The 14,508-nt window shown below is 61.9% G+C and carries 17 protein-coding genes; 11 read left to right on the top strand and 6 right to left on the bottom strand.

Annotation, left to right across the window (positions count from 1 at the left end; genetic code table 11):
* Nucleotides 1–170 precede the first annotated feature (170 nt).
* On the top strand, nt 171–1,316 hold the full coding sequence (locus TU82_RS21605; RefSeq protein WP_057725251.1) for a MalY/PatB family protein: 1,146 nt from the start codon (nt 171–173) through the stop codon (nt 1,314–1,316).
* 298 nt (nt 1,317–1,614) lie between these two features.
* Nucleotides 1,615–2,088: a hypothetical protein gene (locus TU82_RS28735; RefSeq protein ID WP_162276147.1), complete on the top strand. Its 474-nt coding sequence runs from the start codon at nt 1,615–1,617 to the stop codon at nt 2,086–2,088.
* 20 nt (nt 2,089–2,108) lie between these two features.
* On the opposite strand, the gene TU82_RS21595 is transcribed toward TU82_RS28735, so the two are convergent.
* The 3 genes from TU82_RS21595 to TU82_RS21585 form a co-directional block, all read right to left on the bottom strand.
* Entirely contained in the window at nt 2,109–2,324 is a 216-nt protein-coding gene (locus tag TU82_RS21595) for a TOBE domain-containing protein (protein WP_057725249.1), read from the bottom strand.
* Nucleotides 2,325–2,468: 144 nt separating this feature from the next.
* Nucleotides 2,469–3,377 (bottom strand): FecR domain-containing protein, encoded by a 909-nt coding sequence (locus tag TU82_RS21590; protein WP_057725248.1) that lies wholly within the window; start codon nt 3,375–3,377, stop codon nt 2,469–2,471.
* Complete coding sequence (locus TU82_RS21585; protein WP_057725247.1) at nt 3,374–3,892, bottom strand: sigma-70 family RNA polymerase sigma factor; 519 nt, start codon at nt 3,890–3,892, stop codon at nt 3,374–3,376. Before TU82_RS21585 ends, TU82_RS21590 begins: the two co-directional genes overlap by 4 nt.
* A gap of 303 nt (nt 3,893–4,195) precedes the next feature.
* On the opposite strand from TU82_RS21585, the gene TU82_RS21580 reads away from it, so the two are divergent.
* The 5 genes from TU82_RS21580 (at nt 4,196) to TU82_RS21560 (ending at nt 8,895) form a co-directional block, all read left to right on the top strand.
* Nucleotides 4,196–5,446: a ribonucleotide-diphosphate reductase subunit beta gene (locus TU82_RS21580; RefSeq protein WP_057725246.1), complete on the top strand. Its 1,251-nt coding sequence runs from the start codon at nt 4,196–4,198 to the stop codon at nt 5,444–5,446.
* A 149-nt stretch (nt 5,447–5,595) separates the two neighbouring features.
* Nucleotides 5,596–6,084: a DUF1289 domain-containing protein gene (locus TU82_RS21575; protein ID WP_057725245.1), complete on the top strand. Its 489-nt coding sequence runs from the start codon at nt 5,596–5,598 to the stop codon at nt 6,082–6,084.
* Between the two features lie 49 nt (nt 6,085–6,133).
* A complete protein-coding gene (locus TU82_RS21570) occupies nt 6,134–7,054 on the top strand; it encodes a class I SAM-dependent methyltransferase (protein WP_057725244.1) in 921 nt (306 codons plus the stop codon).
* 148 nt (nt 7,055–7,202) lie between these two features.
* Nucleotides 7,203–7,919: a phosphatidylcholine synthase gene (gene pcsA / locus TU82_RS21565; protein ID WP_057725243.1), complete on the top strand. Its 717-nt coding sequence runs from the start codon at nt 7,203–7,205 to the stop codon at nt 7,917–7,919.
* 196 nt (nt 7,920–8,115) lie between these two features.
* Nucleotides 8,116–8,895, top strand: a complete 780-nt coding sequence (locus TU82_RS21560; RefSeq protein WP_057725242.1) for a TSUP family transporter — start codon at nt 8,116–8,118, stop codon at nt 8,893–8,895.
* Here TU82_RS21560 and nudC read toward each other — a convergent pair.
* Both nudC and TU82_RS21550 read right to left on the bottom strand, forming a co-directional pair.
* Nucleotides 8,863–9,696, bottom strand: coding sequence for an NAD(+) diphosphatase (gene nudC, locus TU82_RS21555; protein ID WP_057725241.1), 834 nt, complete (start codon nt 9,694–9,696; stop codon nt 8,863–8,865). The genes TU82_RS21560 and nudC overlap by 33 nt on opposite strands.
* Nucleotides 9,697–9,701: 5 nt before the next feature.
* Nucleotides 9,702–10,514 carry a crotonase/enoyl-CoA hydratase family protein gene (locus TU82_RS21550; protein WP_057725240.1) on the bottom strand — a complete coding sequence of 271 codons (813 nt, stop codon included), beginning with the start codon at nt 10,512–10,514 and terminating at the stop codon, nt 9,702–9,704.
* A gap of 161 nt (nt 10,515–10,675) precedes the next feature.
* Here TU82_RS21550 and TU82_RS21545 point away from each other — a divergent pair, with 161 nt between their 5' ends.
* From TU82_RS21545 to TU82_RS21535, 3 genes are all read left to right on the top strand, one after another.
* Entirely contained in the window at nt 10,676–11,230 is a 555-nt protein-coding gene (locus TU82_RS21545; RefSeq protein ID WP_057725239.1) for a UPF0149 family protein, read from the top strand.
* A gap of 91 nt (nt 11,231–11,321) precedes the next feature.
* Entirely contained in the window at nt 11,322–12,578 is a 1,257-nt protein-coding gene (aroA, locus tag TU82_RS21540; protein WP_057725238.1) for a 3-phosphoshikimate 1-carboxyvinyltransferase, read from the top strand.
* A gap of 32 nt (nt 12,579–12,610) precedes the next feature.
* Complete coding sequence (locus TU82_RS21535; RefSeq protein ID WP_057725237.1) at nt 12,611–13,000, top strand: hypothetical protein; 390 nt, start codon at nt 12,611–12,613, stop codon at nt 12,998–13,000.
* Between the two features lies 1 nt (nt 13,001).
* Here the strand turns inward: TU82_RS21535 and TU82_RS21530 are convergent, their stop codons facing one another.
* A complete protein-coding gene (locus TU82_RS21530) occupies nt 13,002–13,601 on the bottom strand; it encodes an NAD(P)H-dependent oxidoreductase (RefSeq protein ID WP_057725236.1) in 600 nt (199 codons plus the stop codon).
* Between the two features lie 72 nt (nt 13,602–13,673).
* Between TU82_RS21530 and TU82_RS21525 the strand changes: the two genes are divergently transcribed.
* On the top strand, nt 13,674–14,285 hold the full coding sequence (locus tag TU82_RS21525; protein ID WP_057725235.1) for a TetR/AcrR family transcriptional regulator: 612 nt from the start codon (nt 13,674–13,676) through the stop codon (nt 14,283–14,285).
* Nucleotides 14,286–14,508 lie beyond the last annotated feature (223 nt).

The following is a 14,508-nucleotide window of genomic DNA, read 5'->3' as shown; positions in this document are numbered from 1 at the left end:
AGATGCACCAAAATAGCCCTTCCCTGTTGCGATCCCCAGCGCCATGGCGTTTTTATGACAGAGCTTGTCGGTGATGGAACGGTGGTCCGGATTATTCAGCACTGGCCTATGAAACGAATGGCGCTAGAATCAGCGCCACTCTTTATCCGCCCCCTGATACGAGCCGCCCCATGAGCTTTGATTTCGACACGATCCACCCACGCCTCGGCACCGGCAGCACCAAGTGGAACCGCTACCCGCAAGACGTGTTGCCGATGTGGATCGCCGACATGGACATCGCCGCCCCACCCGCCGTGCTTGAAGCCCTGCATGCGCGGCTCGACCAGCAGATTCTCGGCTACAGTGTCGCCGGCCCGGATGTGCGCGAGGCGATCATCGCCGACCTGTGGGCCAAGTACGCCTGGCGTGTGGAACCGGATGAGCTGTTGTTCCTGCCCGGCGTCGAGCCGGGTTTCAATATGGCGTTGCACGCGTTCGTCCAGCCGGGCCAGCCGGTGGTGCTGCAAACGCCCAACTATCGCCCCATCCGCCTCGCGCCCGGCCACTGGAACCTGCCGCGCATCGAAGTGCCGTTCGAGCGGGTTGATGGCCAATACCGCACGCCACTGGCGGCCATGCGCGATGCCTTGAGCGGTGCCGGCGCGCTGCTGCTGAGCAACCCGCACAACCCGATCGGCAAGGTATTCCCCCGTGAAGAGCTGTTGGCGATCGCGCAGACATGCATGGAAAATGACACGCTGATCATCTCCGATGAAATCCACGCCGAGCTGTGCTTTGACGGCCGTCGCCATATTCCCACAGCCAGCCTCAGCCCCGAGATTGCGCAGCGCACCATCACGCTGATGTCGGCCAGCAAGGCCTTCAACGTGGCCGGCCTGAAGACCTGTTTCGCGGTGATCCAGAACGCCGCGATTCGCGAACGTTTCAACCAGGCCCGTTGCGGCATGGTCGACAGCGTCAGCCCCCTGGGCCTGGAAGCCACCCGCGCCGCCTACAGCGAATGCGGCGACTGGCTCGAGGCGCTGGTGCACTACCTGCAAGCCAACCGCGACTACCTGCTCAATGCCGTGCAAACTCGCCTGCCCGGCGTGGTGATGCATGCGCCAGAAGGTACATTCCTGGCCTGGCTCGATTGCAGCGCCTTGGGCCTGGATGACCCGCAGCAGTTTTTCCTGGAGCAGGCCAAGGTCGGACTGAGCGCCGGGATCGAGTTTGGCGATGACAGTCAGCAGTTCGTGCGCCTGAACTTCGGTTGCCCTCGAGCGATGCTGGAAGAAGGCCTGCAACGCATGGAGCGCAGCTTGAAAAACCGCTGAATGGGGACTGGAACCGCAGAAGGCTTTTTCAACACTCAAGGGAGTCTCCTTGTGCTGCTGAAACCTTCTCGGAGCTTTGCGCCCTATGTTGTCGACACCTCCTGCAACTATCGGTCCTGTGCCGGTCATGGAATCATTCAAACCGAACCATGCACCGCGCGAACCTGCATCGGTCGCCTCGGTTCGAGATACTGCTGACACCCGTGGCACTCAGCGGCCAATGCGCCTTGCGGGATTGAAACACCCACTGGCGAACCCACCCGGCTTGCGTGCCGACATCAAAACGGTGGAGGTTGAAATGGGCCAGTCAGTCTCCCTGAGTAAAGGTCATGATGCGCTCGCTACCCGAAGTTTGTCAGACTGCTCGGCGTTGGCGGTGCTCACTGGCTGGAACGGATCGACCTACCAGAACCGCACTCTGATGCACCTGACTGGCAGCAACCTGGAACTGGGCCTGAACCCTGGAAATAGCGATACGCGAACATTGATGCACAGACTGCAGGCATCGTTGGACAAGAACAGCCATGTCATCCTGGTAGGCGGGGTCAATTCGAGTTCCCTGCAAGGCATGGCAACGACCATCGGGCAAAACCTGCACGGCGAACAGCCGCTGCGCGACCTGCTCAATGGCCGCTCCGGCGCAGCAGTGACCCTGGCCAGTTCCGCCGGCATCACGATCAATGCCGATGGCACATTCAAATTGCTCGACGGCACCGGTAAAGGAGTACTGAGCCGCGAAGACATCGCCAGAGTATTTGATCGCGTCGATTGAGAGCGCCCGCCTGACGCTTTTTAAAGTTTGGCGATGGATACTTCAGTGGACTTCACAAAGGCAATCACTTCACTGCCCACTTTCAACTCCAGGTCACGCACCGAGCGGGTGGTGATGACCGAAGTGACAATGCCGGACGCGGTTTGCACGTCGATTTCCGACACCACTTCACCCAGCAGGATTTCCTTGATTGTGCCTTTGAACTGGTTGCGCACGTTGATCGCTTTGATGGTCATGTCGGCTTTCCTTTTGGCTGTTGAGTCAATCCGCACGAATGCGCAGGCCCTCAAAATGCGCCATGCAACAGAACAATAAAAGGAATATATAACTCTTTATTTATTCGATAAGGATATATAAAAAGCGCTGCTCATCCCAGTGTTTCAAGAAAGCGTGACCCAGTACCGGGTTCGCGCCTGTACACGCAACCCCAGGCTGGAGGCCAGCAAGTCGAGGATGCGATCGGTGTCGTCCAGGCGAAAACTGCCGGTGACCCGCAGCGTTTCCAGGTGCGGGTCCCAGCGCAGCACGCCTGGCCGATAGCGCGCCAATTCCCGCAGAAAGTCCCCCAGCGCCTGGTTCTGCGCGGTCAGTACACCGTCGCGCCAGCCCAGTTGCAGCGCATCGAACGCCACCCGGGCGCCGAGTCCGTTGCTTTTCAACGGCGCTTGCTGCCCTTCTTGCAAGGTAGCCGTTCGCCCGTCCAGGTCGCGGACCCGGACTGAACCCTTGAGCACCGACACCAGGCAACCGCTGACCAGTTGCCGAACGCACACCTGCGCCTGGCTGACCGTCAGCTCGCCGTAACGCGTCTGTACGCTCATCGCCGCCGCTGCGGGTACATTCAATGCCAGCTCACCCTCGACCAGGGTGATCCGCCGCTGCGCCGGTTCCACATCCACCGCCGTCGCGGTATTGAGTTGCACGCTGGCGCCGTCAGCCAATGCCATGCGCTTGCGCTCCCCCGTGGCCGTGTGCAGATCGGCGCGCCAGGTCTCGATGGGCAGTTGCCGGCTGAGCAGCCAGGCTGTCGGCAGCAGTGCCGCAACGCCCAGCGCGCGCTTGAGCACCGCACGCCGTGCGGGTTGCGGGCGATCGAGGCTGGCCATCGCCAGGGCCTGGGGTAAGTCGCTGAAGCGCTGGCGCAGGGCCTGCGCGCTTTGCCAGGTCTGTTCGTGCTGCGGATGGCTGTCACGCCAGTGCTGCAGCGCGGCGTGATCGCGCTCGGTGGCCGTGCCTGACTCCAGCAGCGCCAGCCACCGGGCGGCGGCGCGGGCGACGTCGCGGTTCACAGGCTCACCAGCAGGCAGTGTTCGTAGGCCTGGGCCATGTAGCGTTTCACCGTGCGCTCGCAAACATCCAGGCGTGCGGCGATCTCCCGATAGCCCAGGCCTTCCAGCTGGCTCCACAGAAAGGCGCGGCGCACCGGCACCGGTAACCCATCAAGCAGGTCGTCCAGAGCGTGCAAGGTTTCCAGCAACAGCCAGCGCTGCTCGGGCGAAGGCACGCAGGCCTGCGGCAGGCTTGCCAAGGCATTCAGGTAAGCCTGTTCGAGGCTGCGCCGCTGATGGAAATTTACCAGCAGGCGCTTGCCGACCGTCACCAGATACGCCCGCGGCTCCTGCATCTGCCCGATCGGCTGTGCGCTGGCAAGCACGCGCAGGAAGGTATCCTGGCTCAGGTCCGCAGCATCCCAGGCATTGCCCAAACGCCGGCGCAGCCAGCTTTCCAGCCAGCTGTGATGGTCGCGGTACAGGCTCGACACGCTCAGCTCGGGGGCATGGGTCGGTATAACAGCATCATTCATGGCTAGCGACCTGCACGGCGCGACTGAGTCTCAAATGAGATTCATTCTATTTAATGTTGCGCCGCTATACCACGATCTTTTCAACGCAACGTTTAAACATTCGGACGATCTTCTTGCGCGTTGACCTGCCCTGTTACACACCATATAGTGTGCCCACAAACAGAACATACCACTACATAGTGTGCAGTATCGGTATTTTCCGACCACACTCTGCGCAGTATTTCAATGCCTGAAGCCTGCAAACCGCCTATTTTTTGGACGGGTCCACACACCGTCAGAACAGATCTGGAAGGAGTATTTTCAATGCTGAGTTGGGATGAAGTCGACAACGAAGACAGCGTTGCAGCGGTAGTCAGAGGCGCCAACGCCGGCCACGCCACCGAAGCCAACATGGACCGCCTCGACGGCGCCGGCGCTGCCGCCGCCATCGAAGCCCGCGCCGTTACCGCCAATGACTCCGCCGCCATCGCGCGCGCCAAGGCCGAGCTGGACAAACTCGACGTCGCCGAAGGCCTCGCCGAACTCGAGGGCGCTTCCGCCCGCGTCGCCGTCGACGAAAAGCGCATGATCAACTGCCGCGCCGACCTCAACCAGCTCGTGCCCTTCAAGTACGACTGGGCCTGGCAGAAATACCTCGACGGCTGCGCCAACCACTGGATGCCGCAAGAGGTCAACATGACCGCCGACATCGCCCTGTGGAAAAACCCCGAAGGCCTGACCGACGACGAACGCCGCATCGTCATGCGCAACCTCGGCTTCTTCTCCACCGCCGATTCGCTGGTCGCGAACAACCTGGTGCTGGCCGTCTACCGCCTGATCACCAACCCGGAGTGCCGCCAGTACATCCTGCGCCAGGCCTTCGAAGAAGCGATCCACACCCACGCCTACCAGTACTGCATCGAATCCCTGGCCATGGATGAAGGCGAGATCTTCAACATGTACCACGAGATCCCATCGGTCGCTAAAAAAGCCGCCTGGGGCCTGAAGTACACCCGCTCGATCTCCGATCCGAAGTTCGAAACCGGCACTGTCGACACCGACAAAGAGTTGCTGCGCAACCTGGTCGCCTACTACTGCGTGCTGGAAGGCATTTTCTTCTATTGCGGCTTCACCCAGATTTTGTCCATGGGCCGCCGCAACAAAATGACCGGCGTGGCCGAACAGTTCCAGTACATCCTGCGCGATGAGTCGATGCACCTGAACTTCGGGATCGATGTGATCAACCAGATCAAAATCGAAAACCCGCATTTGTGGGATGCCGAGATGAAGGAAGAAGCGACCCAGATGATTCTGCAGGGGACGCAGCTGGAGATTGAATACGCGCGGGATACCATGCCGCGTGGGGTGTTGGGGATGAATGCGGCGATGATGGAGGATTACCTCAAGTTCATCGCTAACCGTCGTTTGTCGCAGATTGGGTTGAAGGAAGAGTATCCAGGCACCACCAACCCGTTCCCTTGGATGAGCGAGATCATGGATTTGAAGAAAGAGAAGAATTTCTTCGAAACCCGCGTAATCGAGTACCAGACCGGCGGCGCTCTGAGCTGGGATTGATTGACTGCACAAATCCAAATGTGGGAGGGGGCTTGCCCCCGATAGCGGTGTATCAGTCACAGGTGCTTTAACTGAACGACCGCTATCGGGAGCAAGCTTCCTCCCATATTGGGAACGCGGTGTTCCATAAACTTTGCAAATTGCCTTTTATGCCCAATCAAACCATCAAAACGCCGTGTATAGGCCTGTGTTCCACCGTCTACGGTGACCTGGTCTGCCGGGGCTGCAAGCGTTATCACCATGAAGTGATCCAGTGGAACGGCTATAGCGCCGAGGAAAAGCACGCGGTATGGCTGCGCCTGGAGCAGCTGCTGGTGCAGGTCATGAGCAGCAAGCTGGAAGTCTTCGACCCGCAACGCCTGCGCCAGCAACTGGAAGACCGCAAGATTCGCTTCATGCCGCAACAGTCGCCCTACTGCTGGGCGTACCAGTTGATTGCCCGGGGGGCTCGGGTGATGTCCAAACTGGACGCCTATGGGCTGGCGTTGCTACCGGAATTTCGTGAGCGCCCGCTCACGGACTTGCGCGATGCGATTGACCGCGAATTTTTCCTGCTGTCCGAGGCCCATTACGAGCGCTACATTGCCCCGGTTTTTCTGCGCGAAACCTTTGGCCCAGCCCTGATCGCCACGCTCTGACGCGCAATTGTGTTTAAAATGCCGCCCGCTCAACGACTGACGCTCAACGATGACCCCAGACGCACTCGCCACCCTGCACGCCCATCTGCTCACCGCCCTGGCCAGCCCGCCCGCTGAAACCCGGCGCCTGTTCCATGGCCGTGGCCGCTGCTGGCCGGGCCTTGAGCAACTGACAGTGGACTGGCTGCAAGGCGTGGTGCTGGTGGCGCTGTTCAAGGAAACCGAGCATTTGCAGGCCTTGAAGCAGCAATTGCTGCAGATGGACTGGGCCGGCTTTGGCGCACGGGCCGTAGCGCTGCAGCACCGCTACCTGCCGCAAAGCACCACCGAGTGGCTGGTCGGTGACCCCGTCGACGAGTTGACCATTACCGAAGGCGGCCTGCGCTACCTGATCGACCTGGGTAAAAAGCAGAACAGCGGCCTGTTCCTCGACATGCGCTACGGCCGCGACTGGGTGCGCGAGCAGGCCAACGGCCTGCGCGTGCTTAACCTGTTTGCCTACACCTGCGGGTTTTCCGTGGCCGCTATCGAAGGCGGCGCCGAGCATGTGGTGAACCTGGACATGGCCCGTGGCGCCCTGAGCCGTGGCCGTGACAACCATCGCCTCAATGGTCACGACCTGGGCAAGGTCACCTTTCTGGGCCACGACCTGTTCAAGTCCTGGGCCAAGGTCACCCATGGCGGCCCCTATGACCTGGTGATCATTGACCCGCCCTCCTTCCAGAAAGGCAGCTTCCTGCTGACCAAGGACTACCAGCGCGTATTGCGTCGCCTGCCGGATTTGCTCACGGCCCAGGGCACGGTGCTGGCGTGCATGAACGATCCGGCCTTCGGCGCAGACTTCCTGATCGACGGCGTCACCCGCGAGGCACCGGACCTGCGCTTTATCGAGCGCTTGGAAAACCCGCCGGAATTTCCGGATATCGACCCGCAAAGTGGTTTGAAAGCCCTGGTGTTTCGCCAGGGGTGATGCTGAAACTTCCTACGCTTGCTACGCTAAGCCATACGCCGGGTGGTGAACCTTATCCCCGCCTTCCCGGTCGATACCTGCATTCCCCGGCCAGACTCGACGGCGTTACGCTGTCGGCTGCCCCGTTTGACCCTTTGGAGAACCGCCCGTGATATCGACCCTGCATGTAGCCAGAATCAAAGCCTGGGGCGCCCACGGCTTCACCGCCACGGGCGTGGTATTGGCATTCCTGGCGACCCTGGCACTGCTGGAAAACTCGCCCAAGGCCTGCCTGCTGTGGCTGGGCCTGGCCCTGGTGGTCGATGGCGTCGACGGCTCCCTGGCGCGACGGGTCAACGTCAGTACGGTCTTGCCCAGCTTTGACGGCTCGGTATTGGACCTGGTGATCGATTACCTCACCTACGTGTTCATCCCGGCGCTGTTTATCTACCGCTATATCGACCTGCCGGAATTTACCCACCTGTTTGCGGTGTCGGTGATCCTGGTGTCGTCGCTGTTCTGCTTCTGCAACGTGAACATGAAGAGCAAGGACAACTATTTCGTCGGCTTCCCGGCGGCCTGGAACGTGGTGGCCTTGTGCGTGTACATCATCCAGCCGGACGCCTGGGTCACCCTGCTGACCGTGATCGGCCTGGCGCTGCTGACCGTGACGCCAATGAAGTTCCTGCACCCGTTCCGGGTCAAGCGCTTCATGCCGCTCAATATCGCGGTGACCACGATCTGGTTGCTGTGCAGCTTCCTGATGGTGGTGGATTATCCGAACACCAACCCGTGGACGTTCGGGCTGTGGTCGCTGATGTCGGCGTACTTTCTGGGCATTTGCATCTGGCGCACGGCGCTGGAGTGGTTGGGCACCCATAAATAACCCAGCACCCAGGATCAAAATGTGGGAGGGGGCTTGCCCCCGATGGCGGTGGATCAGTCAGCTTATCTGTCACTGACACACCGCTATCGGGGGCAAGTCGAATCGTCGCACCGCCCCTCCCACATTTGGTTCTGCGTACATCCTGGGGGTAAGATGGCGGCCTTCCCAGCAGCCCCGCCAACAATAAGCCCTGCCCATGCCCTTCGAACTCAGCGTTGACCTGACCACCCTCGCCATTCTCGCCGTCGTGGCCTTTATTGCCGGTTTCATCGACGCCATCGCCGGCGGCGGCGGCCTGCTCACCACTCCTGCCCTGCTCACCGCCGGCATGCCACCGCACCTGGTGCTGGGCACCAACAAGCTCAGTTCCACCTTTGGCTCAGCTACCGCCAGCTTTACCTTCTACCGCCGCAAGCTGTTCCACCCGCGCCAATGGGTGCACGCCATCGTCGGTACGTTGGTCGGCGCGCTGGCCGGCGCCGTGGTTGCGCACTATTTGCCCGCTGAAACCCTGAACAAGATGCTGCCGGTGATCGTGTTCGCCTGCGGGGTGTACCTGCTGTTCGGCGGCACGCCCAAGGCGCCGCTGGACGCCGAGGCACCGATCAAGAAGAAATGGCAGGCCACCCAGGGCTTCGGCCTGGGCTTCTACGATGGCGTGGCCGGGCCCGGCACCGGCGCGTTCTGGACCGTGAGCACGATGCTGCTGCACCCGATCGACCTGGTGAAGGCCAGCGGCGTGGCGCGCAGCATGAACTTCGTCAGCAACGCGGCGGCGCTGAGCGTTTTCATCATCAACGGCTCGGTGGACTGGATCGTCGGCCTGGCGATGGGCATCTCAGTGATGGGCGGCGCGTTCTTTGGCGCACGCAGCGCCATCAGCGGCGGCGCCAAGTTCATCCGCCCGGTGTTCATCACCGTGGTGCTCGGTCTGACCGTGCGCCTAGCCTGGCAGCACTGGTTCAGCGTGGCCTAGGCGACGGGCCACATAGAGGTCGATCAGGTAACGCGCAATCGAGCGTGACGCCGGCAGCGGCGGCAGGTCGTGAATATTGAACCACTGCGCGTCCTCGATTTCGTCGGCCTGGGGCACGATGTCGCCACCGGCATACTCGGCATGGAAGCCCAGCATCATCGAATGCGGGAACGGCCAGCACTGGCTGCCCATGTACTGCAGGTTCTTCACCTCTACCTGCACTTCCTCGCGCACTTCGCGGATCAGGCAGTCTTCAGCCGACTCACCCGGCTCGGCAAAGCCGGCCAGGGTGCTGTAGACCCCGGTGACAAAGCGTGGTGAGCGCGCCAGCAGAATCTCATCGCCACGGGTCACCAGCACGATCATGCTCGGCGAAATCCGTGGGTAGCTGCGCAGGTCGCAGGGCTGGCAGTACATCGCCCGCTCCCGTGGCACCTGGACCATGGCCTGGCCGCAACTGCCGCAGAAGCGATGCTCCCGCGCCCAGGTGCCGATCTGCGCGGCATAGCCCAGCACTTTGTACAGGGTGTGATCGCCTTGCAGCATGAAGCCGCGCAGGCCCTGCCAACTGCAACCCGGAACTTCGCCGGCACCATTGACTTCCAGCAGGTACACCGGCTCGCCATCGAGATGCCCGATGCCGTGTTCTGCAAATATGGAAAGGTCCTGGCGCTTGAGCCATTCGCGAGGGAACAGCGGCCCGTTGGCATCCTGCAAAAAGCCATCGCGGCTGCGGGCCACGGCCCAGCCGCCGGCGGCGTCGTTGTCCAGCAGCGTTGTGGTAATCCAGCCTGGAGTCATATCAATCAATCCACGAATTCGGGTGTCTGTTTGCTCATATGGGCCGCAATGGCCACGCGCAGGTCGTTGGATTGCAACATAGCCGAGTTCCAGGTGGCAACGTATTCCAGGCCATCATTGATGCTGTGGTCGCGCATATAGCTGAGCATCGCCTTGGTGCCGGTGACGGCAATCGGCGACTTGGCGGCGATTTCATGGGCGATGGCCATGACGCCCGCCAACAGGCTGGCCGGGTCGGCGTACACACGATTGACCAGGCCGATGCTGCGCGCCTCTTCGGCGCCAAACTGACGACCGGTGTAGGCCAGTTCACGCAACATGCCGTCGCCGACGATGCGCGGCAGGCGCTGCAAGGTGCCGACGTCGGCGGCCATGCCGATGTCGACTTCCTTGATCGAGAACAGCGCGTCCTCGGCGGCGTAGCGCATGTCACAGGCGCTGATCAGGTCAATGGCGCCGCCGATGCAATAGCCGTGGATCGCTGCCAGCACCGGCTTGCGGCAGTTGTCGACCGCATTGAACGAGGCCTGCAGTTCGAGGATCTTGCGCCGCAGCACGCGCGCGTTGCGGCCCACGTCCTTGCCCAGTTCATTGGCCACCGAGGCCAGCATCATCAGGTCGATACCGGAGGAAAAGTGCTTGCCGGCGCCGCTGAGCACCACCGCGCGCACGGCGTCGGTGTCTTCGATCCATTGGAAGATATCGATGATTTCGCTCCAGAACGCCGCGTTCATCGCGTTGATCTTTTCCGGGCGGTTGATCTGCACATGGGCAACGTTGCCGTTGAGTTCGACGACGAAAGCTTGGTATTCGGACATGGCAGTGATCCCTGACTGGCGAGTGGTAAGGCCTGAACTATAACAAGGGCAGGCAACGGCGCATCGGCCAAAAGCGGGACTGGCAAAAAACCTTGCCAGGCGCCATCCTTGGCGCTTTAAGCCGCCCCGCCGCGGCGTTCGACGTTTGAAGGATATGCCCCATGCACGCCCAGCCGCTCACCCCCGCCGATTTCGACCTGATCGATGAAACCCTGCTCAAGTATGGCGACGACCATTCGGTGCTGAACCTGGCTGAACTCGACGGCTATTTCACGGCATTGGTCTCCAGCCCGACGCAGGTGGAGATCGCCGAGTGGTTTCCGGCAATCTTTGGCGGGCAGAACCCGGAGTGGGAAAGTCGCGCAGAGGCCGAGCAGTTCCTGGACCTGTGTGTGCGCCACTTCAAGACGCTGGCGACGCAACTGGCCGGCGACTCCAGTGAGTTCAAGGCCCTGTTCGATGAAAAAGAGCACCACGGCCAAACCGTGACCCTCGCCGAAGAATGGTGCTTCGGCTTTATTCGGGGCGCCGCGATTGGCAACTGGCCGGCGTTGCCCGCCGAACTGGCCGCGCAGTTCGAGAAAATCTCCTGGTGCGCCGAGCAGGATAATTTCGAGTTGCCGGCGGACCTGGATGTGCAGGCCCATCAGCAACAGGTCGGCGAAATAGAACCGGCCGCCCGGGCGCTGCACGATTACTGGCTGAGCCAGCGCTAAATCTCGACAAGCACTGCACCTTTGGCCGATTATTCGGGTCCGCCCCGTCGGCCACTCCCTGCCACCTCGCCTTGATCAGGAGCCTTGTCCCTTGAGTTCGCAAAAAACCGTGACCGTTACACCGCCCAACTTTCCCCTCAATGGCAAGGTCGCGCCCCCCGGCTCCAAATCCATTACCAACCGCGCCCTGCTGCTGGCGGCCCTGGCCAACGGCACCAGCCGCTTGAGCGGCGCCCTGAAGAGCGACGACACCCGTCACATGTCGGTGGCCCTGCGGCAGATGGGCGTGACCATCGACGAGCCGGACGACACCACCTTCGTGGTCACCGGCCACGGCAAACTGCAACTGCCGGCGCAGCCGCTGTTCCTCGGCAACGCTGGCACCGCCATGCGCTTTCTCACCGCCGCCGTCGCCACCGTGGACGGCACTGTGGTGCTGGACGGCGACGACTACATGCAAAAGCGCCCGATCGGGCCACTGCTCGCCACCCTCGGCCAGAACGGCATCCGGGTCGACAGCCCCAGCGGTTGCCCGCCGGTCACCGTGAACGGGGTGGGCAAGGTCAAGGCCAAGCGCTTCGAGATCGACGGCGGCTTGTCCAGCCAATATGTTTCCGCCCTGCTGATGCTCGCCGCATGCGGCGAAGCGCCGATTGAAGTCGCATTGACCGGCAAGGACATCGGCGCCCGTGGCTATGTGGACCTGACGCTGGACTGCATGCGTGCCTTCGGCGCCCAGGTTGAAGCGGTCGACGACACCACCTGGCGCGTGGCCCCGACCGGCTACACCGCCCACGATTACCTGATCGAACCCGACGCCTCCGCCGCCACCTACCTGTGGGCTGCAGAAGTGTTGACCGGCGGCCGTATCGACATCGGCGTCGCCGCCGGCGACTTCACCCAGCCGGACGCCAAGGCCCAGGCAGTGATCGCCCAGTTCCCGCACATGCAGGCCACGGTGGTGGGCTCGCAGATGCAGGACGCCATCCCGACCCTGGCGGTGCTCGCCGCCTTCAACAACACCCCGGTGCGCTTCACTGAACTGGCCAACCTGCGCGTCAAGGAATGTGACCGCGTGCAGGCGCTGCACGACGGCCTCAATGCAATCCGTGCAGGTCTGGCGACCATCGAGGGCGACGACCTGCTGGTGGCTGCCGACCCGGCGCTGGCCGGCACGGCGTGCGACGCATCGATCGACACCCATGCCGACCACCGCATCGCCATGTGCTTTGCCCTGGCCGGGCTGAAAGTCTCGGGCATTCGGATCCAGGACCCGGACTGCGTGGCCAAGACCTACCCCGGGTATTGGAAAGCTCTGGGCAGCCTCGGCGTAACGCTCAGCTACTAAGACCAAGCCGCAGGTTACGGGAGGGCATGCACATGACCATTCGCCAACCCTGCCCACCCGGCGCCTGCGTCTGCGAGCGCGAACGCTTGCTGCAGGCGCCCGGCGCCGACCTGCGCATCCTCAGCCTGACACGCCAGGAAGAAAAGCGCCTGCTCGAGCGCCTGGAAAACCTCAAGAGCCTGCAGGACCTGGAGCATATGCAGCAGCGCATGTACGAGCAGTTGGGCATCCGCCTGCACATCGCGCCGGGCCACACCGAGGTCAAGAGCATGCGCGGCATCCAGATCGTCATCGACGAGCTGCCCGGCCTGTGTCGCAAGACCCGGCAATCGATCCCGGCGGCGATTCGTCGCGGCATGGAGAAGCAACCGGAGATTGCCTACCGCTTGCTGGACGCCCACGACCTGTTCCGCGACGCTTGAATCACCCGGCGACTGTCTCGCGCTCAAACAGCCCCTGGCCGAGCGTCCTGGCCCTGTGCAAATGCGCCTGGGCAGTGTCGCTTTCCGATTCCAGCAACAACTGCGACGTCAGCACCTGGGCGCCGCAATAGTCAAAGATCCCGTAATCGATCTGCGTGCGCATGGCCTCGGCATAGCCGTGCCGGTCGAAGGCGTGTGCATCCGCAGCGCCCAAGGCGAGCAGATGCACCTTCAGGTGCCGCAGTTTTTTGGTCACAGGAAGATCGGGGCCGTAATCGATCGCCCAACCGTTGACGAAGACACGGTCGATCCAACCCTTGAGCAGCGCCGGCATGGACCACCAGTAGATCGGGAACACCACCACCAAAGCGTCGGCGCGCTCGATGCGTGCCTGTTCGGCAAGCACATCCGCCGGCGGCGTTGCGTGGCTGCGGTGTACCTGGTGGTCGGCGGCGGTGTAGCGAGGGTCGAAGCCTTCGGCCGCAAGGTCGGCGATTTCAAAGGTGTGGCCGCAGGCGCTCAAGCCAGCGCCGACCTGCTCGGCGACGCTGCGGGTAAGGGAATGCGGGTCGTGATGAGCAACAACGATAAGTGCGTGCATGACATTCTGTCCTTTTGGGCTTAAGCTACTTTTAGTAAGTTACCGCCTTTAAGTTACTTTTGGTATATAAGCATGTCAAGCGAACAATCCCCTGCCCCACGTCGACGTCTGTCGCGTGAAGAACGTTTGCATCAATTATTGGAAACCGCCTGGCAACTGGTGCGCGCAGAAGGCACCGACGCCCTGACCCTGGGCCGCCTGGCCGAGCTGGCCGGGGTGACCAAACCGGTGGTCTACGACCATTTCGCTACGCGGTCGGGTCTGCTGGCGGCGCTGTATGAAGACTTCGATGGACGCCAGAACCAGGTGTTTGTCGACGCCATCGAGGCCAGCAGCGCGACGCTTGAAGACCGGGCCTGGGTGATTGCATCGTCCTATGTGGATTGCGTGCTGCTGCAGGGGCGCGAGATTCCGGGGGTGACGGCGGCGCTGAGCGGCTCACCGGAGCTGGAGGCGCTCAAGCGCAAGTATGAGGCGATCTTTCTGGACAAATGCCGCGATGCCCTTGCGCCGTTCGCTCCGGGTGGTCGGCTCTCCCAAGCCGGACTGCGTGCCATGCTGGGTGCTGCCGAAGCCTTGTCCCATGCGGCGGCCAGCGCAGAGATCAGCCGCGAAGAAGCGCAGCAGGAATTGCTGGCGACCATCCTGGCGATGGTCAAGCGCGGCGTCTCAACGGCAGGATGAGGCCTATCTGATAAAGAAAATCGAACTGTGGGAGGGGCTTGCCCTAATGCCAGTCAGTTAAGCGTACGCCGCCCTCTGTAGGAGCGAGCTTGCTCGCGAAAAACTCACAGGCGCCGTGTTCATTCAGGAAGCACGCGTTATCGTTGACGTTTTTCGCGAGCAAGCTCGCTCCTACAAAAAGCCTTAACTGACTGGCATTAGGGCTTGCCCCTCCCACAGTTAA

It is taken from the genome of Pseudomonas orientalis (genome assembly GCF_001439815.1).
Lineage (GTDB): Bacteria > Pseudomonadota > Gammaproteobacteria > Pseudomonadales > Pseudomonadaceae > Aquipseudomonas > Aquipseudomonas orientalis.
This window is presented reverse-complemented; position numbering and strand designations above follow the sequence as displayed.

Excerpts from the sequence above, each read along its gene's own strand:
- TU82_RS21550 (WP_057725240.1), bottom strand. The coding sequence starts at position 10,514 with ATGTCCGAATACCAAGCTTTCGTCGTCGAACTCAACGGCAACGTTGCC.
- nudC (WP_057725241.1), bottom strand. The coding sequence starts at position 9,696 with ATGACTCCAGGCTGGATTACCACAACGCTGCTGGACAACGACGCCGCC.
- TU82_RS21570 (WP_057725244.1), top strand. The coding sequence starts at position 6,134 with ATGACCCCAGACGCACTCGCCACCCTGCACGCCCATCTGCTCACCGCC.
- TU82_RS21575 (WP_057725245.1), top strand. The coding sequence starts at position 5,596 with ATGCCCAATCAAACCATCAAAACGCCGTGTATAGGCCTGTGTTCCACC.
- TU82_RS21545 (WP_057725239.1), top strand. The coding sequence starts at position 10,676 with ATGCACGCCCAGCCGCTCACCCCCGCCGATTTCGACCTGATCGATGAA.
- TU82_RS21530 (WP_057725236.1), bottom strand. The coding sequence starts at position 13,601 with ATGCACGCACTTATCGTTGTTGCTCATCACGACCCGCATTCCCTTACC.
- TU82_RS21595 (WP_057725249.1), bottom strand. The coding sequence starts at position 2,324 with ATGACCATCAAAGCGATCAACGTGCGCAACCAGTTCAAAGGCACAATC.
- TU82_RS21560 (WP_057725242.1), top strand. The coding sequence starts at position 8,116 with ATGCCCTTCGAACTCAGCGTTGACCTGACCACCCTCGCCATTCTCGCC.
- TU82_RS21585 (WP_057725247.1), bottom strand. The coding sequence starts at position 3,892 with ATGAATGATGCTGTTATACCGACCCATGCCCCCGAGCTGAGCGTGTCG.
- TU82_RS21605 (WP_057725251.1), top strand. The coding sequence starts at position 171 with ATGAGCTTTGATTTCGACACGATCCACCCACGCCTCGGCACCGGCAGC.
- TU82_RS21535 (WP_057725237.1), top strand. The coding sequence starts at position 12,611 with ATGACCATTCGCCAACCCTGCCCACCCGGCGCCTGCGTCTGCGAGCGC.
- TU82_RS21525 (WP_057725235.1), top strand. The coding sequence starts at position 13,674 with ATGTCAAGCGAACAATCCCCTGCCCCACGTCGACGTCTGTCGCGTGAA.
- TU82_RS28735 (WP_162276147.1), top strand. The coding sequence starts at position 1,615 with ATGGGCCAGTCAGTCTCCCTGAGTAAAGGTCATGATGCGCTCGCTACC.
- TU82_RS21580 (WP_057725246.1), top strand. The coding sequence starts at position 4,196 with ATGCTGAGTTGGGATGAAGTCGACAACGAAGACAGCGTTGCAGCGGTA.